Annotated in this window: 19 protein-coding genes and 1 tRNA gene; 13 read left to right on the top strand and 7 right to left on the bottom strand. The window is 67.1% G+C overall.

The features are described 5' to 3' along the window. Positions 1 to 138: 138 nt before the first annotated feature. Positions 139 to 807, bottom strand: a complete 669-nt coding sequence (locus OJA40_RS12365; protein WP_263810801.1) for a tetratricopeptide repeat protein — start codon at positions 805 to 807, stop codon at positions 139 to 141. Positions 808 to 989: 182 nt separating this feature from the next. Between OJA40_RS12365 and OJA40_RS12360 the strand changes: the two genes are divergently transcribed. From OJA40_RS12360 to pth, 5 genes are all read left to right on the top strand, one after another. Further along, entirely contained in the window at positions 990 to 2273 is a 1284-nt protein-coding gene (locus OJA40_RS12360) for an eIF2B alpha/beta/delta subunit family protein (protein WP_208425874.1), read from the top strand. 146 nt (positions 2274 to 2419) lie between these two features. Next, positions 2420 to 2493 (top strand) — tRNA-Gln (locus OJA40_RS12355). 46 nt (positions 2494 to 2539) lie between these two features. Then, positions 2540 to 3487 carry a ribose-phosphate diphosphokinase gene (locus tag OJA40_RS12350; RefSeq protein WP_208425882.1) on the top strand — a complete coding sequence of 316 codons (948 nt, stop codon included), beginning with the start codon at positions 2540 to 2542 and terminating at the stop codon, positions 3485 to 3487. A 225-nt stretch (positions 3488 to 3712) separates the two neighbouring features. Continuing rightward, a complete protein-coding gene (locus tag OJA40_RS12345) occupies positions 3713 to 4408 on the top strand; it encodes a 50S ribosomal protein L25 (RefSeq protein WP_263808515.1) in 696 nt (231 codons plus the stop codon). Positions 4409 to 4508: 100 nt separating this feature from the next. Then, the gene (gene pth / locus OJA40_RS12340; protein ID WP_208425876.1) at positions 4509 to 5075 is read left to right on the top strand and encodes an aminoacyl-tRNA hydrolase; all 567 of its coding nucleotides are present in this window, start codon (positions 4509 to 4511) and stop codon (positions 5073 to 5075) included. 89 nt (positions 5076 to 5164) lie between these two features. On the opposite strand, the gene OJA40_RS12335 is transcribed toward pth, so the two are convergent. Next, positions 5165 to 7564, bottom strand: a complete 2400-nt coding sequence (locus tag OJA40_RS12335; protein WP_208425877.1) for a sodium-translocating pyrophosphatase — start codon at positions 7562 to 7564, stop codon at positions 5165 to 5167. Between the two features lie 82 nt (positions 7565 to 7646). On the opposite strand from OJA40_RS12335, the gene OJA40_RS12330 reads away from it, so the two are divergent. Then, on the top strand, positions 7647 to 8738 hold the full coding sequence (locus tag OJA40_RS12330; protein ID WP_263810799.1) for a biotin/lipoyl-containing protein: 1092 nt from the start codon (positions 7647 to 7649) through the stop codon (positions 8736 to 8738). After that, entirely contained in the window at positions 8717 to 9412 is a 696-nt protein-coding gene (locus tag OJA40_RS12325; RefSeq protein ID WP_263810798.1) for a 2-oxo acid dehydrogenase subunit E2, read from the top strand. The genes OJA40_RS12330 and OJA40_RS12325 overlap by 22 nt, the downstream gene beginning before the upstream one ends. Before the next feature lie 141 nt (positions 9413 to 9553). On the opposite strand, the gene OJA40_RS12320 is transcribed toward OJA40_RS12325, so the two are convergent. Next, on the bottom strand, positions 9554 to 11338 hold the full coding sequence (locus tag OJA40_RS12320; protein ID WP_272506587.1) for an SLC13 family permease: 1785 nt from the start codon (positions 11336 to 11338) through the stop codon (positions 9554 to 9556). Positions 11339 to 11692: 354 nt separating this feature from the next. Between OJA40_RS12320 and OJA40_RS12315 the strand changes: the two genes are divergently transcribed. The 3 genes from OJA40_RS12315 (at position 11693) to OJA40_RS12305 (ending at position 14493) form a co-directional block, all read left to right on the top strand. Beyond that, entirely contained in the window at positions 11693 to 12553 is an 861-nt protein-coding gene (locus OJA40_RS12315) for a hypothetical protein (protein ID WP_208425367.1), read from the top strand. Positions 12554 to 12593: 40 nt separating this feature from the next. Further along, a complete protein-coding gene (locus OJA40_RS12310; RefSeq protein ID WP_208425368.1) occupies positions 12594 to 13472 on the top strand; it encodes a mechanosensitive ion channel family protein in 879 nt (292 codons plus the stop codon). Between the two features lie 280 nt (positions 13473 to 13752). After that, complete coding sequence (locus tag OJA40_RS12305) at positions 13753 to 14493, top strand: transporter (protein WP_208425369.1); 741 nt, start codon at positions 13753 to 13755, stop codon at positions 14491 to 14493. 134 nt (positions 14494 to 14627) lie between these two features. Here the strand turns inward: OJA40_RS12305 and OJA40_RS12300 are convergent, their stop codons facing one another. The 3 genes from OJA40_RS12300 to corA all read right to left on the bottom strand — a co-directional run bounded on the left by OJA40_RS12300 (position 14628) and on the right by corA (position 17157). Next, positions 14628 to 15017 carry a hypothetical protein gene (locus OJA40_RS12300; protein ID WP_263810797.1) on the bottom strand — a complete coding sequence of 130 codons (390 nt, stop codon included), beginning with the start codon at positions 15015 to 15017 and terminating at the stop codon, positions 14628 to 14630. A 370-nt stretch (positions 15018 to 15387) separates the two neighbouring features. Beyond that, entirely contained in the window at positions 15388 to 15960 is a 573-nt protein-coding gene (locus tag OJA40_RS12295; protein ID WP_208425370.1) for a hypothetical protein, read from the bottom strand. Between the two features lie 114 nt (positions 15961 to 16074). Next, positions 16075 to 17157 (bottom strand): magnesium/cobalt transporter CorA, encoded by a 1083-nt coding sequence (corA, locus tag OJA40_RS12290; RefSeq protein WP_208425371.1) that lies wholly within the window; start codon positions 17155 to 17157, stop codon positions 16075 to 16077. Between the two features lie 494 nt (positions 17158 to 17651). On the opposite strand from corA, the gene OJA40_RS12285 reads away from it, so the two are divergent. Next, positions 17652 to 18599 (top strand): tyrosine-type recombinase/integrase, encoded by a 948-nt coding sequence (locus OJA40_RS12285; RefSeq protein WP_208425372.1) that lies wholly within the window; start codon positions 17652 to 17654, stop codon positions 18597 to 18599. A 74-nt stretch (positions 18600 to 18673) separates the two neighbouring features. On the opposite strand, the gene OJA40_RS12280 is transcribed toward OJA40_RS12285, so the two are convergent. Further along, a complete protein-coding gene (locus OJA40_RS12280; protein ID WP_263810794.1) occupies positions 18674 to 19576 on the bottom strand; it encodes a universal stress protein in 903 nt (300 codons plus the stop codon). A 350-nt stretch (positions 19577 to 19926) separates the two neighbouring features. On the opposite strand from OJA40_RS12280, the gene secA reads away from it, so the two are divergent. Further along, positions 19927 to 23409 carry a preprotein translocase subunit SecA gene (gene secA, locus OJA40_RS12275; RefSeq protein ID WP_208425373.1) on the top strand — a complete coding sequence of 1161 codons (3483 nt, stop codon included), beginning with the start codon at positions 19927 to 19929 and terminating at the stop codon, positions 23407 to 23409. 139 nt (positions 23410 to 23548) lie between these two features. Next, positions 23549 to 25267: a DNA repair protein RecN gene (recN, locus tag OJA40_RS12270; RefSeq protein ID WP_208425374.1), complete on the top strand. Its 1719-nt coding sequence runs from the start codon at positions 23549 to 23551 to the stop codon at positions 25265 to 25267. Positions 25268 to 25307: the final 40 nt, after the last annotated feature.

The raw sequence follows: 25307 nt of genomic DNA, 5'->3' as shown, positions 1-25307 counted from the left end.
CGAAGCGTCGAATGGACGTGCTCAGGCAGTCCGGGCCAGCTAGCGGCGAGGCATTCGTCGCCCCCCGCTCCGCCGTGCCCGAGGATCATTCGCTTTGCACAACCTTCTAACAAGGCCGTCCTCACTGGGATCCCGCCCCTACTCGTTCGACGACGCGGGGCCCTGCTGCATGTGAAGGGTGGGGCGGAGGGCCTTCAGACGAGACGTCGCGTACCGGCGCAGCTCAGGAAGGGCCCCCTCGTGTGCCCGGAGAAACCGGCGGTAGTAGCGGGCCGCCGGCGTCTTGTCCCGGTAGTGCTCGTCGTAGACCGTCGCGAGGCGGAAGTAGAGGGCCGTCCGCTCCGGTCGGAGATGAAGCGCCGTCTGGTAGGCGTCAATCGCGGCGGAGACGTCCCCGCGCCGACTGTGCACGGCCCCGTGGTGCTCCAGGGCTTTCGTGATCGGCCCGCGCGCCTCCTGGTCGATGGTCCTCTGAAGGTACGTGCTCGCCCGGCGCAGGCTGTCGAGCCGCAGGTACGTAACGCCCAGATAGAGGGTCGTACGGGCGTGACTGGAGTCGCGCCGCAGGGACTGCCGCAGGAACGGGAGGGCTCGGGCATACTGCTGGCGGCGCACGTCGACGAGCCCAATCCGTCGGTACACCGTCGCCGACGAGTCGCCCGCGGCCAGCGTGCGGACGTACGCGCGACGCGCCCTCTTGAGATTCTCTCGTTCGAACGCGAGGTCGGCCCGACGGCGCCACAGGCGGGGATCCCCCGACTGGTGGGTCAGGGTGGTGTCCACCACGCGCAGTCCAGCAGGAGCCAAAGAAAATCGGGAAGGATCGACGTGGCGGCAGGTGCCTCTACTTTATTACTACTTCTGTAGTAGTAATCGGACGCAAAATTTCCAACCGTGCTCTTTCAGAGGCGGATCGCTGAGCGGCGGGGCACGTGCGAGGCAGTCCCTTCGTCGCATTGCTTCCCTGCACGTGTTCTGGTCTTTCTCTCATGCCCGACGCCGACCCGACGCCCGTCGTCACCGTGTTTCTCCGACACCGAGGCGAAGTGTTGCTGCTTCGCCGCAGCGAAGAGGTAGGCTCGTACCCCGGTCGGTGGGGCGCCGTTGCCGGGCACGTCGAGGACGGCGATCCCACGGCGTCCGCACTGCGGGAGGTGGAGGAGGAGACCGGCCTGCGTGGTGCCGACGTGCATCCCCGGCGGCAGGGCTCGGCGTTCACGGTCGAGGACGACGACCACGGGGCGCACTGGCGGGTGCACCCGTTCCTCTTCGACGTCGACAGCCGGTCGATCCAGACGAACTGGGAGACCGAGGAGGTCGAGTGGGCCTCCCCCACCGTACTGTTGCGGCGCGACACGGTGCCGGACCTGTGGACCTCGTACCGCCGCGTGGCGCCGTCCATCCTCGGCCTCGCAAACGACACGACGCACGGGTCGGCCGACCTCTCCATTCGGGCCCTGGAGGTCCTCCGCGACCGGGCCGGCATGCTCGCCCATTCCGAGGCCGCCACAATTGAGGATGCCCGGGGGCGCCTAATCGGCACCGCGCATCGCCTGCTGGAGGCCCGCCCGTCGATGGCGGCGCTGGTGAACCGGCTGCACCACGCCATGCACGCGAGCGGTCCGGAGCTCCTTCCTGATGCCGTCGAAACCAACGCCCACGAGGCCATCCAGAACGCCCTGGCGGCCGACGCGGCGGCGGCCGAGACCGCGGCCGCGCAAACAAGCGGGACCCACGTGCTCACCCTGTCCCGCTCCGGCACCGTGTTGTCGGCCCTGCAGGCGGCCGACCCGTCGCCCACTGTCAGCGTGGCCGTCTCGGCGCCCGGAGACGAGGGCGTGGCCGTCGCCGAGCGCCTCACCGAAGCGGGCCTCGACGTGACGCTCCTCCCCGACGCCGCCGTCGCGCGTCGCCTGCAGGGGGGCAGCGTCGACGCCGTGCTCGTGGGGGCGGACACGGTGCAGCCTTCGGGGGCGGTGGTCAATAAGGCCGGAACGTACGGGGCCGCCCTCGCGGCGCGTCGGGCCGATGTGCCGGTGTACGCCGCGTGCGCCGTCGACAAGATCGCAGTGGACGACGGTGCGTCCGGCGAGTCCGCCGCGGACCGGGCCGTGTACGACGGCTCTCGGGACGTGGAGGTATGGGCCCCTCGGTTTGACACCACTCCCGCCGCCCTCGTCACCGGGGGCCTGCTTACCGATCGGGGCAGGCTGACGACCGACGCGATCGACACCGTAACGGAGGAGCTCACCGAACTCCGCGCCTGGACCTGACGGCCGGGCCTGGGGGCCGTCCCGTCTGTAACCCGGTACTTCTCAGCCCCTCTTCACGAACTGATCCCCCGTTGGCTCGTTGACTCAGTCCCTGTTCTTTTCTACCCTACAGGAGGAATACAAAAAGGAGACCGCGCGCCCCGCATTGCCCGGTGGTCTAATGGCAGGACAGCGGCCTTTGGAGCCGTTAGTGGTGGTTCGAATCCACCCCGGGCAACCAGCTCTCTATCCCCCTGACCGCTGCCGCCCCGGTGCCCCGTCCACTCATGCGTGCGTCGAGCAATGAACACCGCGTCGCCATCTTCGGGGGCCGCTCCAACCCGGCCCTCGCCAACAAGATTGCCGAAGCCTACGGCACGACCCTCGGGGACCTCAGCATCCGCGACTTTGCGGACGGCGAGATCTACGTGCGGTTCGAGGAGTCCATTCGGGGAGCGGATCTGTTTATCATTCAGAGCACCCATCCGAAGGCGGACAACTGGATGGAGCTGCTCCTCCTGATCGACGCCGCCAAGCGGGCCTCGGCCGAACGCGTCACGGCCGTAATCCCCTACTTTGGCTACGCCCGACAGGAGCGCAAGGACCAGCCGCGCGTCTCCATCGCGGCGAAGCTCATGGCCAACATGCTCACCTCCGCCGGCGTGGATCGCATCCTGACCATGGAGCTTCACGCCGCCCAGATCCAGGGCTTTTTCGACGTCCCGGTGGACCACCTGTACGGCTCCACCGTGCTGACCGACCACGTTCGCCAGTTCGACCTCGACGACTTCGTCGTGCTGGCCCCGGACGTGGGCGGCCTCAAGATGGCCCGCGCTTACGCCCAGCGCCTGGGCGTGGACCTGGCCCTCATCGACAAGCGCCGCCCCCGTCAAAACGAAGCACGGGTGATGAACGTGATCGGGGACGTGGAGGGCAAGGACGTCCTCATCATCGACGACATCGTCGATACGGCCGGCACCCTGACCCGCGCCGCGAAGGCGCTCAAGGACCACGGCGCCCTGAAAATCATGGCGGCCTGCACGCACGGCCTCCTCTCCGGCCCGGCCTACGACCGCATCGAGGACTCCCCCCTTGAGCGACTCATGATCACCGACACGGTGCCCCTCAAGCGCCCGTCCGACTGCATCGAGGTGGTAAGCGTGTCAAACCTGTTCGCCAAGGCCATCCGCCACATTTACACCGACCGGTCGGTCTCCACGCTCTTTACCGACTAGCAGGGCCCGCTCTCCCGTGCGGCAGGAACCAGGGGGGGGGCTGGGGCGAGGCGCCCGGGCGGCCCGGATGGGCCCCACCAGCCCGTCGGCGTCTATTTTGCTTGAATCGATCCCGCCCCCCTGGAACCAAACGGAGGGGTGGACTTAGCATGCATTCTGCATAGAGAGGCGATCGGTCATCTGCCCCGGTTGCTGTCACCCTTTTCACCGGACCGTCTTCCCGTCATGGACGCCCCCGTCATCGAAGCCCAGCCGCGCGAGACCGGCTCGAAGGCCGCCCGCGAAATCCGCAACAACGACCGCGTCCCGTGCGTGCTGTACGGGCGCACCGTGGAGTCGACCCCGCTGCAGATTCCGATCGCCGCCCTCAACAAGCTGATCTACCGGCGCTCGGCCCCGGTGGCTGAGGTCGAGATGAACGGGGACACGTGGAACTGCATCCTGAAGGACTACGACCTGCACCCGCTCACGGACCGGCCCCTGCACGCCGACTTTCAGGCGCTCGAAGAGGGCGACGAGGTTACGCTGACGGTGCCGCTGAACTACACCGGGATTCCGGTGGGCCAGCAGAACGGCGGCGACACGCAGCAGATCGCCCGTGAGCTCACGATCTCGGTGCTGCCCGAAAACATTCCCGCCCAGATCGAGGTCGACATCGGCGAGCTCGTCATCGGCGACTCGCTGCACGTCTACGACCTCGAGACCGACTACGAGATCAAAACGTCGAGGGACCAGACGCTCGTCACGGTGGTGGCGCCGCAGATCGAGACCGCCCCCACGACCGAGGCCGAAGAGGAAGAGGGGGAGCTCACAGAGGAGGAGATTGCCGAAGAGGGCGAGGCCGTCGACACGGAAGAGGGCGAGCCCGCCGAGGGCGAGGAGGCAGCCGGCGAGGGCGGCGCGGACGAGGAGTATCAGTAAGCACAGCCGGCCGCGCGCCGACGCCCCTCCATTTTACCCCCAGAAGGGCGGCCGACCCCGGTCGCCCTTTTCTATGTCTCCCCCCACTCCTTGAGACCGCATGTCCACCCCCTCCCTGCTCGCCATTGGCCTCGGCAACCCGGGCGCCGAGTACGAAGACACGCGCCACAACGTCGGCCATCAGGTCATCGACGGGCTCTCCGGACGCCTCGACATCTCGCTCCAGCACCAGTCCGACGCGCTCGTCGGCTGGGGGCGGTACGTCGATCAGAAGATCGGGCTGGCCGTGCCGCTCACCTACATGAACCGGAGCGGCGACGCCGTCGCGGGCCTTCGGGACCACTACGACCTTCCAATCGACCGGCTGCTCGTCATCGTCGACGACCTGCACCTTCCCGTCGGCACCATTCGGCTCCGCCCGTCGGGCAGCAGCGGGGGGCACAACGGCCTCGCCCACGTGGCCCAGCGGCTCGGCACCACCGAATTCTCCCGCCTCCGCGTCGGCATCGGTGACGACTTTCCCGACGGCCGCCAGTCCGACTACGTCCTCTCCCCCTTCACCGACGAGCAGCGGCCGGCGGCCCGGTCGGCCCGTGAGGACGCCGAGGACGCCGTCCTCACGATGGCCCGGGACGACATCGACGCGGCGATGAACCGCTTCAACTGACGCGCCTCCGCCGGCGTGGGCCTCAAACAAAATCCCCCGACCGGAACGCCCAGCCGGGGGGACAGGAAGACACAGAATGTGAGGACGCGCTAGCCCAGCAGGTAGGCGAAGAGGGGCAGGAAGATGACCGCCACCTTGCCCATCAGCTTGATGAGCACGTTGAGCGAGGGCCCTGCCGTGTCCTTCAGCGGGTCGCCCACGGTGTCGCCCACCACGGAGGCCTTGTGCGCCTCGCCCCCCTTGCCGCCGTGCACGCCGGACTCGATGTACTTCTTGGCGTTGTCCCAGGCGCCCCCGGCGTTCGACATGAAGATGGCCGTCAGGAAGCCGCTCATCAGCACGCCGGCGAGCAGGCCCGCCAGCGCCTCGACCCCGAGGCCCGGCAGGGCGCCCACCACGACCGGCGCCACCAGCACCACGACGCCGGGCAGCATCATCTCGCGCAGCGCCGCGCCCGTCGTGATGTCCACGCACCGGGCGTAGTCCGGCTTCGTGTCCCCGCTGCGCACGCCGTCGATCTCGTCGAACTGGCGCCGCACCTCGTTGACGACGGCCGCCCCGCCGCGGCTGATGGCGTGGATGCCGACCGAGGAGAGGTAGAACGTCAGCATGGCGCCCAGCAGCAGGCCCACCAGGACGGCGGGGTTCATGAGGTTGACGCCCGCCTCCAGCGACAGCAGGTTCTGCGCCGCCGCCTCCGAGAAGTAGGTCGCCAGCCACGCGAGCGCCGCCAGCGCCGCGGAGCCGATGGCGAAGCCCTTCCCGATCGCGGCGGTCGTGTTGCCGGCCGAGTCGAGCGCCTCACAGCGCTCCCGCACGTCCTGGCCGAGGTTGGCCATCTCGGAGATGCCCTGCGCGTTGTCGGTGATCGGCCCGTAGGCGTCGGTCGACAGCACCACGCCGAGCGTGAGCAGCATGCCGAGCGCAGCCAGCGCGATGCCGAAGAGGCCGCCCAGGTAGTACGCCAGCAGGGTCGCGACGGACACCGCCAGGGCGGGCACCACCGTGCTCAACATGCCGGTGCCGAGCCCCTCAATAATGGTCGTTGCGGCCCCCGTCTCGGCCGACTCCGCAATCTGCTTTACCGGCGCGTACTCGGAGGTGTAGTACTCGGTCGCCTTCCCGATCACGACGCCCGTGATGAGGCCGGACAGGATGGTCAGGAAGAGGGCCCAGCGCACGTCCATCGAGGCCGTTGCGTCGTCGATCACCGCCGCGGCCGACTCCCCGGCCGGCACGAGCCAGAAGATAAGCCCCAGGGCCAGGAGGCTCGTCAGCACGTTGGCAACCGTGGTGCCCCGGTTCAGCGCCGACCGGGCGTTGGCCGCCTGCTGCTCGTAGGAGACGTCGGTCCCCTCCCCCGCGTTCACGAAGAAGTACCCGATGATGGACGACACGATGCCGAGCACCCCGAAGAGGAAGGCAATCATGAGCCCCAGGTCCTCGAACCCGAGGTTGGGAAAGGCCGCCGCGAAGTCCACCTCCGCGCCGAGGAACATGGTCGCCGCCACCGCCGAGACGTACGACTCGTAGAGGTCCGAGCCCATGCCGGCCACGTCGCCCACGTTGTCGCCCACGTTGTCGGCGATGACGCCGGGGTTGCGGGGGTCGTCTTCCGGAATGCCGGCCTCCACCTTCCCCACCACGTCGGCCCCCACGTCGGCGGACTTGGTGTAGATGCCGCCCCCCACCCGCAGAAACAGCGCCACGCAGGAGGACCCGAAGGCGTAGCCGAGCCAGGCGTGACTGTGCTCCGGAAACAGGGCGTAGATGACGGCCAGGCCCAGCAGCCCGAGCCCCACCACCGAGAAGCCCATCGTGGAGCCGCCCGAGTAGGCGATGTTCAGCGCCTTGGCGAAGCTGGTCTGCGCGGCGTGGGCCGTGCGCCCGTTGGACTTGGTCGCGATCCACATGCCGATCCAGCCGGCCAGCCCCGAGGCCACCGTCCCGACGAGAAACCCGATGGTCGTCGGAAGCCCGGTCTCCGGCATGGAGTACAACACGACCGCCACGACGACGGCGAAGATGGCGAGGTACCGGAACTCACGGGTCATGAACGTTTTCGCCCCGGCCTGAATGTCTCGGGACAATTCCTGCACGCGCTCGTTGCCGGCGTCCTGGCGGAGGATGTACCGGACGAGGTAAAAGGCGAAGGCGAGCGCAAGGAGCGAGGCGATGCCCGCAACGAGCGGGGCGTTGGCGACGACAAGCTGCTTCACGACAGAAGAGAGACTGTGATCGGTTCTCAAACGAGACGGAAAGACGGGCTTCTGGATTAGAAGCCCCGTGACGGGCGCGGAGGCGCAGCGGCCCCGGCTCAAAGGCGTTGGCAATTCTGCGCTGTGCGAAGGTTCTTTAGGATCTTTGCTGGCGACGAAGAACGCAACCGCCAGCCCTGATTCTTCCGTTTTTTGCCATCGTTTCTTGCCGCGCCCTCCGATTTTCCACATGCGCCAGAACCGTCCCACTATTTGATTCGTGGGCGTCATTCCCTACATTGGAAGTCCTTCCACACGGCGTCTCCCCGGACCGCCACCACGCATTCTCACTGCACGGCACACGACCGAAATCATGGCACAAGTTGACGTTGAAATGCCCAAGATGGGCGAGAGCATTACCGAAGGCACCGTCATTGCCTGGCACAAGCAGCCCGGCGACGAGGTGGAGCAGGACGAGATTCTGCTCGAAATCGGGACCGACAAGGTCGATACGGAAGTGCCCTCCCCCAAGGGCGGCGTGCTGACGGAGACGCTCGTCGAGGAGGGCGACACGGTGGAGGTGGGCACCATCATCGCAACGCTAGACACCGAAGCAGCAGCTGCGGAGGTGGACGCCGACGAGGCCCCCCCCGCCGAGGCCCCGGCCGACGACGACGCGGCCGCGGACGAGGCGGCGGACAACGCCTCCGATGCGGACGCCGAGGAGGATGCGGATGAGGAGGCGACGCCCCCAGAGACGGATTCAGAAGAGGCTGCGTCTCCGGCCCCCTCCGGCGATGAGGTGGAGGTCGTGATGCCCAAGATGGGCGAGAGCATTACCGAGGGCACCGTCGTCGCCTGGTACAAAGACATCGGCGAGGCGGTCGCCATCGACGAGACCATTCTGGAGATTGGCACCGACAAGGTGGACACGGAGGTGCCCTCCCCCGCCGAGGGCGTGCTCACCGAGAAGCTCGTCGAGGAGGGCGAAACCGTCGAGGTGGGCACGGTCGTGGCCCTCCTGGCCTCGGAGGCGGAGGCCGGGTCGGTGGAGCCCCCCGCGTCCGACGAGCCCGACGCCACGCAGGAGACGGCCCCCGAGGCCGACGAGGCGGAGCTGCCCTCTACGCCCCCCTCCGGCGACGGGGCGGTGCCCGACGCCGACGAGCCGCAGCGCGCCCCCGAAGAAACGATTACGCGCCGCGGCGACGACGGGCGCTTCTACTCGCCCCTCGTGCGCTCGATCGCGAAGGAGGAAGGGCTTCGCATGAGCGAACTGGAATCGCTGGACGGCTCCGGCCGGGGCGGTCGCGTGACGAAGGAGGACGTGCTCGCCTACCTCGACGAACGCGAGCAGGCGCCCGCGGCGACTACACGGTCGGCGAAGGCCCGAGCGACGAGGAGCTGCGCCAGCAGTACGGCGACCGCATCGAGGTCCAGCCCATGGACCGGATGCGCAAGATGACCGCCGAGCACATGGTGCGGTCGAAGGCCACGTCCGCCCACGTCACCTCGTTCGCCGAGGCCGACGTGACGGGCCTCGTCCAGCTCCGGGAGGCCACCAAAGAGGCTTTTCTGGAGCGTGAGGGCGTAAAGCTCACCTACACGCCCTTCTTCGTGAAGGCCGCGGTGGAGGCGCTCCGCGAACATCCCCTGCTCAACGCGAGCGTGGAGGGCGACAAGATTGTCATCAAGCACGACTTCCACGTCGGCATCGCCGTGGCCATTGGCAACAAGGGCCTCCTCGCCCCAGTCATTCGCAGCGCGGGGGACTACAACGTGTCGGGGCTGGCCCGCAAGGCGGCAAACGTGGCCGACCGCGCCCGCAACAAGGAGCTCCAGCCCGATGAGCTGCAGGGCGGCACCTTCACGGTCACCAACATCGGCTCACTCGGCTCCCTGATGGGCACGCCCATCATCAACCAGCCGCAAGTGGGCATCCTCGCCACCGGGGCCATTCAGAAGCGGCCGGTCGTCGTGGAAAACGACGGCCTCGGCGACGCCATCTCCGTCCGCCACATGATGTACCTTTCCCTCAGCTACGATCACCGCATCATCGACGGGGCCATGGGGTCCAGCTTCCTGCAGCGCGTCGTGACGGAGCTGGAGTCCTTTTCCGCGGACGCGGACCTGTTCTAACCCCGACGCCCCCCGCCCCACTCAGATCGGTCGCGGGGCCCCGTCCCTGTAGCCTGCCGTGCGAGGACGCCGGCCCCATTGTCGGATGGCCCCACATCGAGTGGGAGCGGCGGTACGGGAGCCAGAAGGTCGGCCCCGCCCCTACACGCCCCACAGCAGCCAGATGCCCCCGCAGGTCACGAAGGCGAGCAGCACCTGGAGCGGCGCCCCCATCCGTAGGAAATCGGTAAAGCGGTACCCGCCCGGCCCGTACACCATCAGGTTCGTCTGGTAGCCGATGGGCGTGAGCAGGGCCCCGCTCGCGGCGAACGTGACGGCCAGGACGAACGAGAACGGGTCCGCCCCGGTCAGCTGGGCCGCCTCCACGGCCATCGGAATCATGAGGATGACGCTGGCATTGTTGCTGATGAGTTGGGTGACGAGGCTGGTGAAGACGTAGAAGACGAGCAGGAGCGCGACGGCGGGGATTCCCTCCGACACCGCCGTCACCCCGTGGGCCAGGTATGCCGCGGTGCCGGACCGCTCCATGGCCATCCCCAGCGGAATGAGGCCCGCCAGGAGCACGATCACGCTCCAGTCCACCGCTTCGTACACCTCGGTGGGCCGCACGCAGCCGGTGGCCACCATGGCCACGACCCCGCCCAGGGCCGAAACGAGGATCGGCATCACCTCCAGCGCCGCAAGCCCGACTACCCCTCCCACGATGCCGAGGGCAAGCGGGAGCTTTTCGCTCCGAAAGGACGTCTCCTCGTCGTCCTGCACGACCACGAAGGTCCGGTTCCGCTCGAATTGTTCAACGGCGGGGGCCGACGCCTGGACCAGCAGCGTGTCGCCCCCGCGCAGCGGCATCGCGTCAATTTCGTCGTAGAGCAACTTTCCAGAGCGCCGCAGGGCCAGCACCAAGGCGTCGTACCGCTGCGCGAACTGAATGGAGCGGAGCGTCTCTCCAATGATCGGGTTGTCGGACAAGAGGACAATCTCGATGAGCACCTCCTTCTCCTGCTCAATCTCGACGTCCTTCTGTGTAATCTTCGTGTGCACCACCGGCTCCAGCTTCTGGGTTTGCATCAGCTCCACTAGCGAATCGCGGCTCGTTCGCAGCAGAAGCACGTCGCCCGCGCGAAACTGCTTGGGCCCGAGCGGAGCGGCGAACGCCTCTCCGTCGCGGCGCATCTGCACGACGTCGATGTCCAGGTCCAGCGCGGTCAGCGCCTGCCGGACCGCCACCCCGACGAGGGGGGAGGCCTCAGTCACCACGACCTCGGTCAGGTAGCCGCTCATCTCAAACTCGTCGGTCAGGTCCTCTTCCGGCTTGATGCGCTCCGGCAGCAGCCGGTGCCCCACCGCCATCAGGTACCCGACGCCCGTCGTCAGCACGAGCGCCCCCAGCGCCGTAAACTCGAACATCGAAAACGGGTGTCCGATCAGGCGCGCGCTGACGTCGCTCGCCAGGATGGAGGTGGAGGTCCCAATCACCGTAAGCATTCCCCCCAGCATCGACGCGAACGAAATCGGCATCAGCAGCTTCGACGGCGACATCTTCGTCTTGCGTGCAATGTTGATCGCCATCGGAATCATCATCGCCACCACGGGGGTGTTGTTGATGACGCCCGCCGTGGTGCCGGAAAGCCCCACCAGCGCCCCGTACTGCCTGTAGAAGCTCCCCTTCGCCCAGTCCACGATCCAATTCCCGATCCGCCGAAGCACCCCGGTCCGCCGGACGCCCTCACTGAGCACGAACATCGCCAGCACCGTGATGGTGGCCGGGCTCGCGAAGCCCGACACGCCATCCGTCGGCCCCACGCCCGTCCACGGCTCCAGCAGCACCACCGCCACGATGACCCCAAGGGCGGTCATGTCGATCGGGATGACCTCCGTGATGAACAGGACAAGCACGACGGCGATGAGCCCCAACACGACGAACATGTCGAGGGTAAAGACGGGCGCCGTTTGGGCCAAAAGAAGCGAAGCCACGGGTGGAGAGGCTGGAGCGAGGCGAAGGACGAGGAATGGGTACGCACATGGTGAAGAGCCGGCCTCGGAGACACAACCACCAGGGCCACGCCGCCCGAAATCCTTCCGATCTTATGGAAATGTCGGGGCGTGCACTCGGCCGGCTCGGCGGCATCGTACGGCTGCCCTGCACACGCGGTCTCTTCCGGTTGCCCACGGGCGCCTCTGCCTTTATTTTTGGATGGCGATTGCTTGGATGGCGATTGCCGAGACTGCGCTTTCTTTTCGCGCCCCTTCGCCCTCTTCTTCCAATTCCCCAGCCGGACCATGGAGCCCTCCACGCCCGACGGGGACCCGACGCCGTGGTGGGGCACGGTCTCCCTTGACGTGCAGACCGGCGGCCGGTGGGCCGTCGGCCCGTCGACGCTCTGGCTCTACCGCACGGACCGCGAGTGGCGGATCGTTCATCGGCCGTCCCCCGACGCCGGGCCCGCGGATCCCCTGTCCAACCGAAGCGACGTCACGAGCCCCCTTTCGGAGGCGGACATGGCGCCTGTTCTCGACACAGACGATCCGGCCGTTCACACCAGCCGCTACAGCTTCGGCGACACCGAGCCGCGCATTGCGCTGCGGCCGGCCCTGGCCGACCGGCCGGTCGTCTCGCGGCCGGAGCATCCGCTGTACGTGCCCCCGGAGGAGTCGGTGACGCTGTACCTGAGCACGGCCCTCTGGATTCAGATCACGCTCTCGGACTCGGACCGGAAGCTGCAGGAGGTGCCGTCGTTCCGCATGTCCGACACGTGGTTCGGGGCCTCCACCGTCGACGGCGAGTTCTGCTACGCGACCCGCACCGCCGGCCGGCTCCGCCTCGACGCCCTTCCGCGCCGCGACCACCGGGCCGTGACGCCGCTCCGGGTCCGAAACACCGCTGTGGACCCACTGGCGCTGGAGCGGGTGCAGCTTCCGGTGCAGCACCTCGCCCTGTACGCGACCCCCAACGACCAGCTCTGGACCCAGGGCGTCACGATGACGCACTCGGCCGACCGGGAGGGGGCCGACGTGCAGGTCCGCAGCGGCCCTCCGGCCGACGCGAAGGCGGCCGAGCGCCTCCAAGAGCCCCGCGAGACGACCAAGAAGAGCCTCTTCACGAGCACGTTCAGCGCCGTGGGCACGCTCTTCGCCCCGTAGCGCCTCCCCGCAACGTTCTCTTTCCCAACCGAACCGTCCCATGGAGCAGTGGTGGACCCTCGCCGTCGACTACCTGACGAGCCCGCAGGCCGTAAGCGCCCTCAAGGCCCTGCTAAAAATCCTCGTCGGCCTTGCGCTCGGCCGCCTGGCCGGCAACGGGCTCGCGCGGCTGTTCGCGGAGGAGGACGCCCAGCGGGCCATGATCCTCCGGCGGGGCGCGCTCTACGGCATCGCCGGGCTGTTCACGGCCTCGGCCCTCATGGAGCTTGGGTTCGACCTGAGCGTACTGCTCGGGGCGGCCGGCATCCTGACCGTCGCAATCGGGTTTGCCTCCCAAACGTCGGCCTCCAACGTCATCAGTGGCCTCTTCCTGCTGGGCGAGCGGCCCTTCGCCGTCGGCGACGTGATCCGCGTGAACGGCACCACCGGCGAGGTGCTCTCGGTCGACCTGCTCTCGGTCAAGCTCCGCACCTTCGACAACCTGTTCGTCCGCATCCCGAACGAGACGATGATCAAGTCGGAGGTGACCAACCTGCGCCGGTTTCCCATCCGGCGGGTCGACCTGCAGGTGGGGGTGGCCTACAAAGAAGACCTACGGGAGGTGCGCGAGGTGCTGATGGAGGTGGCGGACCGCAACCCCCTGTGCCTCGAAGAACCGACCCCTCTCATCATTTTTCAGGGCTACGGGGACTCGTCCATCAATCACCAGTTCTCGGTGTGGGCCAAGACCGAACACTTCCTCGACCTCCGCAACAGCATTCCCGTCGAAATCAAGGAAGCCTTCGACGAGCACGATATCGAAATTCCCTTCCCCCACCGCACCCTCTACACCGGCAGCGAGACGACCCCCTTTCCGGTACAGCAGGCGGGCGAAACGGACGACCCGTCCCCCTCCGCCCCGGATCCGGAACCGACCTAAGTAGACACGCAAAAGAACCTTAACAACAAGTCATTCCGAGCGCAGCGAAGCGGAGTCGAGGAATCTCTTCGAAGATCAGCAGAAGCGACCTTCAGGCCGGTATATTCTCAAATCAGCGTTCGCGCTGGACCCAGTAAGATTCTTCGACTCGCTCCTCCCTCCGGTCGTCGGTCGCTCAGAATGACCCTCGAATAAACGTATTTCTGCGTGCTTACATAGCCCCCTGCGGCCCTCACTCGTCTCTCCGTCATTCCCTCTCGTAACCGCCTTTTTCCGACGCATGAACCTCTCTTCGACCCGCCTTGCTCTCGCTCTTGTCCTCCCGTTCGCCGTTGTATGGCTGGCCCCCTCGTCCGCGACGGGACAGATCGCCGCCGACCGTCCCGGGTTCGGGGACGGCACAACGACGGTCGCCCCCGGCACCGTCCAGGCCGAGCTCGGGGCCGCCGCGGCCAACGACGACTTCGGGACGAACGGCGAGCTCGGGCAGCTTCTGCTCCGGTACGGCGTGGCCGACGTGCTGGAGCTGCGGGGCGGCGTGGGCTCCGTTGCGCTCGACGCCCCCGGCACCGAGTACACCGGCACGAGCGTCGGCGGCAAGCTCCGCCTCGCCCAGTCGTCCCTCTCCGCCTTCAGCCTGGTGAGCACCTGGACCCTCCCGACCGGAACGGGCGCATTTGAGTCCGACCGCGTGTCCCAAACGCTGGCGCTCGCCTACGACGGGGCCCTCGGCGAGGGGCTCGGGATCTCGGTCAACGGCGGGACGGAGGTCCCCTACGGCGGCGACGCGGACCCCTCCTACCTTTTCATCCCGACGCTGAGCTTCGGCGTTACCGACCGTGTGGGCGCGTACGTCGGCTACGCCGGCTTTTACTCCACGGGCCTCAACACAAACTACGTGGAGGCAGGCCTCAGCCTCCTGTCAAGCCCGGACACGCAGCTGGACGTCAATACCGGACTTCAGCTCGACGAGAACCGGAGCGCCTTCTTCGCCGGCCTCGGCCTGGCCCACCGCTTCTAACAGGTCTGGCGGGGACCCGCCCCGGACCTCTCCACCATAGGAAATCGAAAATGAGGGCCTCCACCCGTCGCGTGATGTGCGACCGGCGGATGCCCCCATTCTTGTTGTGCGGGGGTGCCCGGCACGACGTCGGACTAGAAGGCCATCTGCAGCCGCCCCGTAAGGAAGCCTTCCGCAAGGTCCTCCGTGGAGGCCTGATAGTTTACCACCACCCGGAAGACCGAGGAGGCGTCGTAGTTGTAGCCCAGGACGAGTTGGTCGTCAGGAGACGCACCGGGCGTATCGGGGGCGTAGCCCTCCACCCGCGCGAGCACCTGATGCCGGTCGTGGACGTTCAGCCCGCCCGTCACGTAGTAGCCGACGGGCGACTGGGCCTGTGTTTCGGGGACGGTGGGCCCGTCATGCTCCAGGTCGGCCGCGTGCAGGGCCCCGGCCACGAGCCACCGCTCCGTCTCGTACTGGGCGTCGGCCTGGAAGAGGGCCCGCGTGCCCGAATACGACGTCGCCGTGTTCGGGATGGTCACGCCGTCGTCGATGCTATACCCCCCACTCGCGCCGAGGTCGAGCGTGCCGGACCCCGCGGGCAGCGACCCGGACAGGCGAGCCAGGTAGAGCAGGTTGTCGTTGTCGTTCGTGCTGAGGCCCCGCGTGCCGTTGAAGGCCCCCAGGGTAGCGGTCGCGGCGTGAGAAATTCGGCGCTATACGGCGCTTTGAAAAGCCCCCCACGGAGCCGGACCCGGTTGGCAAGGGGGAGCTGCACGTACGCGTCGAGCAGAGCGCTCGGCGCCACGGCCATCCAAAACCAGGGGCAACACGAGGAAAACATCCAGGGGGGCCCCGTCCCAATCAGCGACCCGGATGGTCACAATCAACCGCCTCGTCGGGGCCGCGCCGCTACCGGAACTCCAACCAGAACAGGATGGTGACGACGAGGATGGTCAGGCTAATCAGGAGGTTGGTGGCCGTGACCCAGCCGTCACTGATGCGGTCCAGTTTGTAGAGGCACAGGTCGTAGGCGCGGTCGTACGTCCGTTTGATGCCCGACAGGACGAGTTCAGCGTTGTCTGCCCCACCGGTCTCGACCGTGTCGGCCCTCGCGAAGACGAACGAGAGCTGCTCCACGTCCTGCTCGAACGCCCGCACGGAGGTGCGCACCTCGTGAAGCTGGCGGAGGCGCTCCTGGAGCGCTCGCCGCCCGTTCCGGCTGTAGAAGGCCGGCTCCAGGTCGTATACGTCCTCGAGGATGTCGTCCAGATGCTCATCGAGCTCGCTTCCCTCCCGGATCAGCGTCGCAAGCCAGTTCCAGTACTCCTGCTCCGAAAGGTCGTAGATTCCTGCGTCTGCGGCCCACTCCTCCGTCGAGCGTGCGGCGGAGGGCCCCCTTCCGGTCGACTCGGGCGGCAGAACCTCGTCGAGGGCATCGCCGCGCTGATAGACGGCTGGGTCGGCAGAGTCGGAAGAAGGCATCAGGGAGAAGAGGGGTAGGGATGGTGCGGAAAAACGTGTTGTTCTGAGGACCCGTGTCGCGCGAGGGGCAGCCCCGAAGTTCGCGTGGCGAGACGAGGGGCATAGAACGTCCCCTCAAATCCATTCGCGGCGGCGGAAGTACACCAGGAGCGCCCCGGCCGTGACGATCATCAGGCCCCATACGGCGGGGTAGGCCCAGTGCCATGTCAGCTCGGGCATGTATTCGAAGTTCATGCCGTAGATCCCGGCCACGAACGTGAGCGGGATGAAGATCGTCCCGATGATCGTCAGCACCTTCATGATCTCGTTCATGCGGTTGCTGATGGACGTCATGTGCAGGTCGTGCAGCCCGCTCGCCGTGTCGCGGAGCGCCTCCACGAGGTCGAGCACCTGCACCACATGGTCGTACGTGTCGCGCACGTAGGGCCGGTTGTCATCCGCCCAGAAGGACGAGTCGAGCCGTTCGAGCTGGTGAAGAAGCTCCCGCATCGGCCACGTCATCCGGCGCATGAAGATCAGGTCGCGGCGCAGGTCGTGGATGTCGTCCTCCACGTCGTAACCGTTCTCCCTCATGATCTCGTCTTCGAGGTCTTCGGTGCGGGTCCCCAGTTCGTCCAAGACCACGAAGTAGTGGTCGACGATCACATCGAGGAGGGCGTAGGCAAGGTAATCCGGGCCCCGGTCGCGGATGTGACCCCGCCCGTTGCGGATGCGCTTGCGGACGGGATCGAACACGTCGCCGGGGTCTTCCTGAAACGAGATGAGATTGCGTTCCCCCACCAGAAAGCTCACCTGCTCGGCCCGGAGGGCGCCGCCCCGATCCTCGTCGAAGTAGAGCATCTTGACAACGAGGTAGAGATAGTCGTCCTGGGGGTCCAGCTTGGGCCGCTGGCCCGTGTGGGCGATGTCCTCCTGAATGAGCGGATGGACGTGGAAGTGGTCCCCAACGGTTCGGATTACGGACTCGTCGTGAACCCCCGTGACGTTGATCCACGTGACGGGCGCCGTGTCCCGGTACGTAAGCACCTCGTCGAGGCCTTCGTTGTCGGTCTCAACGAGATGGTCGGGCCCGTATTCCAGAACCCGAAACTGGACGGGCTCGGTGCGGTCCTCTCCCACAAACACGACGGAGCCGGGGGGCAGCCCCACCTTTTGCTCCGGGGACAGGGAGGCCGGGTCGCGGTCCTCAAAAGACATGCAGGCACTGGCTGACGAGGGCGAAACGTCTTTGGGAGCCAACGGGGGGACTGCCCGAAGGATTCTCGTGCGTGGCGGCCCGTCTAGTGGCGTTCGCCCCACCCCCCTCGCGCGGAGGCCCCGAGCAGGGGGAGCCCCGTCAGGGGAGCGACAACGGTCCACATGGCCGTGCTGAATGCGGGAGGCGCGTCGTGCTGCGTCGCAGCAAGGAAGAGGCATCCCACGTACCCCCCGTGGTAGCCGAGGAAAAGGCCCCCACCGGGCCACCTGTCCGGTGAAGAAAGTGGGCAGCCATTGAAGGACGAGACGAACGGTACGGGCAGATTGGGGATCAGGAGGCCGGGGCCGGTCTTCGAAGATCCCACCAGGGAGAAGGGTCGGACACGGGACGGCCACTCAGGACAGGGCGCCTGTCGGATTCCGTTATTGACACCGTCCAGCGTGGGCCGTTGATTACACGACGACGGTTCCTCTTTTTCTCTGCGCCCCATCCCATGCCCGACGACACATCCTCACCCGGCCCGGAGCTGGAGCTCTCCCTCCGGGAATTGCGCGACCACCTGCAGGCCTTCCAGGACGACTACCTGGAGGACAAAAGCGACGAGACGGTGGGCACGTACCGCCGCTCCCTGAACTCGTTTGAGAAGTGGTTCGTCCAGCAGAACACCTTCCGGTTCACCGAGGACGGGGTGCGCGAGTATAAGCGCTACCTGATGGAGGACCGCGACCTGAGCCAGGTCTCCGTGTCCACCTACCTGACAGCCCTACGGCGCTTCTGCCAGTACCTGACCGACATCGGCGCGCTGACCGAAAACCCGGCCACGGGCGTGAAGGGCAACCGGCGGCCCGAGACGCACTCCCGCTCCGTGCTCACGGAGTCCGACATCGAAGAGCTGGAGGCAGTCGTGGACGACGCGACCCAGATCGACAAGCGCGACCACGCCATCATCTCGCTCATGCTCTACGCGGGCCTTAGCGAGATCGAGATCGTGCGGGCCGACGTGGAGGACCTGGAGCACACCCTCATGGGCCCGGTGCTACGCGTGCAGGGCAAGGGGCGCGAGGTCAAGGACCAGGAGGCGCCGCTCGATCCGCCCGTGCTGGAAGCCGTGGAGGCGTACCTCGACACCCGCGACGACGTGCACCCCGAGGATCCGCTGTTTGTCTCGCACGGCCACCGGTCGAAGGGACAGCGGCTCCAAACCCGGTCGGTGCGAAGCCGCATCAACGGCTACCTCAAGGAGGCCGGCATCAAGCGCAAGGGGGTCACGCCGCACAGCCTCACCCATACGGCCGCCCTCCTCTGGCTCAACGACGGCATGCCGCTCGAAGAGGTGAAGGAGCGCATGCGCCACGGCACCCTGGACACGACGATGATCTACTACAAGAAGCAGGGCCTCCTCAAACGCGACCCGGCGGACCTGGAGGAGCTGGACGTGTAGAGAGCCGAACGCACTGATGGGGGCGGGGCGAGGCGGCGCCGGCCCTCAATGTGCCCCCCGATGCACCGGGCCGCTCAGTCCGCGAGCGCCCGGATGGACCGGCCGTACGTCCGCACCGTGAGCACGGGACAGGGCACGTGCCGGATCACGGCCTCCGCCACGCTGCCGAGCAGGAACCGCTCCAGCCCCGTCCGCCCCCGCGTCGACATGACGATGGCGTCCGCCTCCTCGGCCTCGGCGAATGCAGCGATCGTGGACGCGGCCGCGCCGGATCGGACGTGCACCGCCACCGGAACGCCCAGGGCCCCCAGCCCTCGGCCCATCCTCGCCAGTGCCCGTCGGGCCTTTTTCTGAGGGCCAGCGTGCTCCTCGTCCGAAACGGACGGCGCCTGTTCAGGGGGCGACGCCGAACTGCCCGTCACGACGTGCAGGAGGTCTACCCGTGCGTCGAAGACGCGGGCCCACTCCGCCGCCACCCGTGCGGCCTCCCGCGCATTCTCCGAAAAATCCACGGGCACGAGGATGCGGTCCAGCATTCCGGGCACGGGCGGAGTGCCAACGCCCTTCCCGCGCAGGGCGAGCACCGGGCGTTCGGCGCGGCGGATCACCGTCTCGCCCACGCTCCCCAGCAGAAGCCGGCGGGCCCCCTCCCGGCCCCGCGTGCCGAGGGCAATTAGGTCGATCTCTTCCTCGTCGGCGAAGCGGTGGATGGTCTCGGCCACGCCGCCGTCGGTGCGGGACACGCCCTCAATGGGCACCGCGCGCAGGGCCTCTTCCGAGACCGCCCCGGTCCGTTGCAGCGTCTTTCGGACGGCCGGCAGGTCTCGGGCCGGGTAGGGGGCGTCGGACCGATCGGTCACGTGAAGCACATAAAACCGCGCCTTCATCTTCGCGGCGAGGGCGAGTCCATGGGGCAGCACCCGGGCCGAGGCGGGCGTAAAGTCGTGGGGCACCAGAATTTTATTGACAACAAGCATGGCCCGGTGGAGGCAGGCAATGAAATTGGGACGGGCTCCCCTCGACGCCCGAGCGCCGCCCCCGCTTTGGAGAGACGCCCCCTACCCGTTTTCATTTACAGAAACTACATGGGCCCCGTTGGGTTCGGGGCCCCGCTGCGTCCCCTCAGCGGGCTTCTGCCCCCCAGGCCACTCCGGAGCCCCCGGGCGCCTATGCCAGGCCGAGCGGGAACGCAACCCGGCGCCTTCCGTGACAACCGTGATGTATCTCGCCGCCGCCCCTCGTTTGGGCGGCGTCGATACGGCGGACGCCGCCGCTGGAGCATGCGACTCGTCGTCTCTCTTCCCAGGCACGCGCCCTCTTCGCACATATGTTTGAATGGATCAAGAATCTGTTCGGCGACCCGAATGAGCGGGAGCTCAATAAGCTCTGGCCCATCGTCGAAGAGATCAACGACCATTACGAGGAGCTTCAGGACCTCACGGACGACGAGCTCCGCGCCAAGACCGACGCGTTTCGGGCAGAGATTCGGGAGGCCGTGGCCGACATCGAAGCGCGGCAGGACGAGATTCGGGAAAAGCTGAAACGGGCCCCCGGCCTGGAGGGCCCCGTCGGCGGGGACGGACAGGTAACCGAGATGGAGGGCGAGGCCCTCTCCCTCGACGAGCGGGACGCCCTGTACGATGAGTTTGACGAGCTCGAGGAGGAGTGGCAGGACGTCGTGGAGGACACGCTGTGGGAGCTGCTCCCCGAGGCGTTCGCCGTCGTGAAGGAGACGTGCCGCCGCATGCTCGGCGAGACGTGGAGGGCCGGCGGCTCGAAGATTGAATGGGACATGGTGCCCTACGACGTGCAGATCCTGGGCGCCATCGTGCTCCACCAGGGCCGCATCGCGGAGATGAAGACCGGCGAGGGAAAGACGCTGGCCGCCGTGATGCCCCTCTACCTCAACGCCCTCACGGGCCGGGGCTGCCAGCTCGTGACGGTCAACGACTACCTCGCCGAGCGGGACACCGAGTGGATGGGGCCCATCTACGAGTTTCACGGCCTCACGGTCGACTGCGTCAACCGCTACGACCCGCACACGGAGGGCCGCAAGGAGGCGTACGAGGCCGACATCACGTACGGCACCAACAACGAGATCGGCTTCGACTACCTGCGGGACAACTCGTTCGTCGTGCGCCCCGAGCAGCTGATGCAACGGGGCCACCACTATGCCATCATCGACGAGATCGACTCGGTCCTGATCGACGAGGCCCGCACGCCGCTTATCATCAGCGGCCCGGTGCCCGACCAGGAGAACGACGAGTACCGGGAGCTGCGCGACCCGGTGGAGCAGCTCGTGGAGGCCCAGCGCCGCCTCGTGCGGTCGTTCGTGAAGGAGACGCGCGAGCTGCTGGAGGAGAAAGCAGAAGCCGAAGAAGAAGGCGACTCGCGACGCGCCCAGGAGCTGGAGGACGAGGCGGGCCTGTCCCTCTTCCGGGCCTCCCGCGGCTACCCCAAGAACCGTCAGCTCCAGAAGCTCCTCAACGAGCCCGGCATGGAGCGCCTGCGGCAGAAGACCGAGAACTTCTACCTGCAGGAGAACGCCAAGCGCATGCCGTTCGTCGACGAGGAGCTCTACTTCTCGGTCGACGAGAAGAAGCAGACCGTGGAGATGACGGAGAAGGGCCAGGCGTACATTGCCAAGATTATGGACGCGTCGGAGGACCTGTTCGTCCTCCCCGTCGTCGGCGACAAGATTGCCGAGGTCGAGGACGAGTACCAGAAGAAGGTCGACGAGCTGGAGGAGGCGCTCCAGGAGGAAGACCTGCCTCAGGAGAAGCGCGAGAACAAGTACATGAACGACAAGCGGGAGCTGGAGAAGGAGCTCCAGGAGGCAAAGCGCGAGATCTACAACACCTATTCGGAGCGGGCCGAGCGCGTCCACGCCATCGAGCAGCTTCTCAAGGCGTTCACCCTGTACGAGCGCGACACCGAGTACATCGTGCAGGAGGGCAAGGTACAGATCGTCGACGAGCACACCGGACGCGTCATGGAGGGGCGCCGCTACTCAGAAGGGCTCCACGAGGCGCTGGAGGCGAAGGAAGAGGTCGAGATTCAGAACGCCACGCAGACCTACGCCTCCGTCACGCTCCAGAACTACTTCCGCATGTACGACAAGCTGTCCGGCATGACCGGCACGGCGGAGACGGAGGCGGAGGAGTTCAACGAGATCTACGACCTGGACGTGGTGGTCGTCCCCACCCACGAGCCGGTGCGGCGGGACGACAAGGACGACCTCGTCTTTCAGACGAAGCGGGAGAAGTACAACGCCATCGTCGAGAAGGTCAAGGAGTACAACAAGCGCGGCCAGCCGGTGCTCGTGGGCTCGGCCTCGGTGGAGGTGTCCGAGACGATCAGCCGCACCCTCGAGCGGGAAGGCATCCCCCACAACGTGCTCAACGCCAAGCAGGACCGGGCCAAGGAGGAGGCCCAGATCGTGGCCGAGGCCGGGCAGAAGGGCTCCGTCACGATCGCCACGAACATGGCGGGGCGCGGGACCGACATCCAGATTACCGACGAGGTGCGCGAGCTCGGCGGGCTGGCCATCCTGGGCTCGGAGCGCCACGAAAGCCGTCGCATCGACCTTCAGCTGCGCGGCCGCGCCGGGCGCCAGGGCGACCCGGGCGAGAGCCAGTTCTACGTCTCCCTCGAGGACGACCTGATGCGCCTCTTCGGCTCGGACCGAGTGGCAAAGGTCATGGACAGCATGGGCATCGAGGAGGGTGAGGTCATCACGCACCCCTGGATCAACAAGAGCATCAAGCGGGCGCAGTCGAAGGTGGAGCAGAACAACTTCGCCATCCGGAAGCGCCAGCTGGAGTACGACGACGTGCTCAACTCGCAGCGCGAGGTCATCTACAAGCGCCGCCGCGAGGCCCTCACCGGCGAGCGGTTCCACGGCCAGGTGCTCAACATGCTCTACGAGTACATCGAGGCGCTCGTGGAGCGGCACTACGGGCAGGGCAACATCGCGGGCCTGCGGGAGGACCTCCTCCGCACCCTCGCCTTCGACCTGGAGATGGACCGCGAGGAGTTCGTGCAGCTCGGGGAGGACGGCGTCGTGGACCACGTCTACGACGTGGCCACCGACTACTACCGACAGAAGCGCGCCAACATTGCTCAGCCGTTCTACCAGACGCTGCGCGACCTGAATCAGGAACGCGGCGACGACATGATCGAGCAGGTGTTCGTCGACTTCACCGACGGCCAGGACGCGATCCGGGCCGTGGCGGACGTCGACGAGGCCCTTGAGACGAACGGGGAGGAGATCAACGAGGCGCTCGAGCGCACCGCCATGCTCCAGACGATCGACGAGAAGTGGACCGACCACCTGCGCGAGCTCGACGAGCTGAAGGAGGGCATCGGCCTCCGCTCGTTCGGGCGCAAGGACCCGGTCGTGGAGTACAAGATGGAGGCGTTCGACCTCTTCTCCGACATGATGGCCGAGATCGGCCAGGAGGTCGTTTCCCTCGTCTTCCGCGCCGGGCCGGTGGTCGACGACGAGGTGCAGACCACGGGCGAGGGGCCGAAGGGCCGTCTCAGCCAGCGCAACGCCCAGACCCAGCACGACTCCGCCCAGCCGGACTACAGCATCGACGCCGACGGCGACGGGGGCGGGGGCCAGGAGGGCGAGGCCGCCGAGCGCGACCCGACCGTCGAGGAGAAGCAGCCGGTGACCGTGGCCGACGAGCCGGGCCGCAACGAGTACGTCACCGTCCGCAACAACGCCAACGGCGAGACCACGGAGATGAAGTGGAAGTACGCCAAGAAGAAGATCAATCAGGGCGGCTGGTCCCTGGTGTCGTGATCCGGCCGTGCCGCCGCGCACGATGGCCCTGCGTCGGCCGGGCGACCCCTCTTCCACTGACGATTACAGATTGAGGATGGGCGTTCGGGCCTTGCCCCCGCACGGTCTTCAATCCGTAATTTGAAAGCCCCATTCTGCCATGCTGCAGTCGTTGTCCGTTCAGGACTATGCCCTGATCAAGGAGCTGGAGATGGAGTTCGAGAGCGGGCTGAACATCATCACGGGCGCCACGGGGGCCGGCAAGTCGATCCTGATCGGGGCGCTGCGCATGATTCTGGGCGAGCGGGCCAACACCGACGTGGTGCGGGAGGGCACCTCGAAGGCGGTCGTGGAGGGCATCTTCGACGACGCGGACACCGAGCGCATCCGGGCCGTCCTCCGGGAAAACGAGATTCCCACCGATCCCCTCCCCCGCGTCATCCTGCGCCGCCGCATCACGGAGCGGGGCAGCCGCGGCTTCGTGAACGACACCCCGGCCACGCTCGACGTGATGCGGACGGTGGCCGGCGAGCTGATCGACCTGCACGGCCAGCACGAGCACCAGAGCCTCCTCCACACCGAAACCCACCTCCGCCTGCTCGACAGCTTCGGCGGGCTGAGCGGGCTCGTCGAAAGCTACCGGGAACAGCGGAGCCGGGTGGCCACCCTCGTGGACGAGCGCGAGGCGCTGGCCGCCCGCGAGCGGGAGCTGCGGCAGCAGAAGGAGCTGTACGAGTTTCAGATCGAGGAGATTGACGCCGTCGACCCCCAGCCCGGCGAGGAGGACGAGCTGCGGGCCGAGCAGCGCGTGCTCGAAAACGCCGAGCACCTCTACGCCTCCACCAAGGAGCTCTACGAGCGGCTCTTCGAGAGCGAGGACGCGCTGCACGATCAGCTCGTGATCTCGCGCAACGACCTGCAGGACCTTGCCCGCATCGACGACGCGTTCGAGGAGCACGTCGACGAGATCGAGTCGGCCCGCATCATCGTCAGCGAGCTGGCCAACTTCCTGCAGGACTACAACGCCCACGTCGAGTTCGACCCGGAGCGCCTGCAGGACATTCGGGAGCGCACCACGGAGATCGAGAAGCTGAAGCGGAAGTACGGGGGCAGCCTGGAGGCCGTCCTGGAGCACCGGCGCGAAATCGGCGAGAAGTACGAGCTGGCCCAGGACTTTGAGGGCAACCTGGAGCGCCTCGACGCGCAGATCGACGAGGCGAAGGCGGACCTGACGGACGTGGCGCAGCGCCTTTCCCAGAAGCGCCGCGAGGTGGCCACCCGGATCGAAGACGCCATCCTCGCGGAGCTGGGCACGCTCGGGATGCCCGACAGCCAGTTCGAGGTGCGCTTCACGCGACAGGAGGACCCCGACGGGTGGATCCAGCCCGACGACGCGGACGCCCACTACCGGGCGTTTCAGAAGGGGATGGACCAGGTCGAGTTCTTCATTTCCACCAACGTCGGCGTGTCCCCCATGCCCCTCGCCGAGGTCGCGTCCGGCGGCGAGATCAGCCGCATCATGCTCGCGCTCAAGACGATCCTCGCCAAGAGCGAGCGGCTCCCCATCCTCGTGTTCGACGAGATCGACGTGGGCATCTCCGGCAACATGGCCCGCCGCGTGGGCGAGAGCATGCACGACCTGGCCCGCTACCACCAGATCATCACGATCACGCACCTTCCCCAGATCGCCGCCCTCGGAGACTGCCACTTCAAGGTGGAAAAGATCGTGGAGGACGGCACCACGAAAACCACGATCCACCGGCTCGACGAGGACGAGCAGGCCACGCAGGTCGCCTCCCTCATCAGCGGCGAGGACATCACCGACGCCGCCCTCGCGAGCGCCCGCGAACTGATGGCCGCCGGCGAGCGCGAGGAGTGACCTCGTCGGGGCCCCGTCGGGACGCCCGGCCGGGGGGGCA

It is taken from the genome of Salinibacter pepae, from assembly GCF_947077775.1.
Classification (GTDB): domain Bacteria; phylum Bacteroidota; class Rhodothermia; order Rhodothermales; family Salinibacteraceae; genus Salinibacter; species Salinibacter pepae.
Note: the sequence above shows the minus strand (reverse complement) of the source record. Positions and strands in the feature narration are given on the sequence as shown.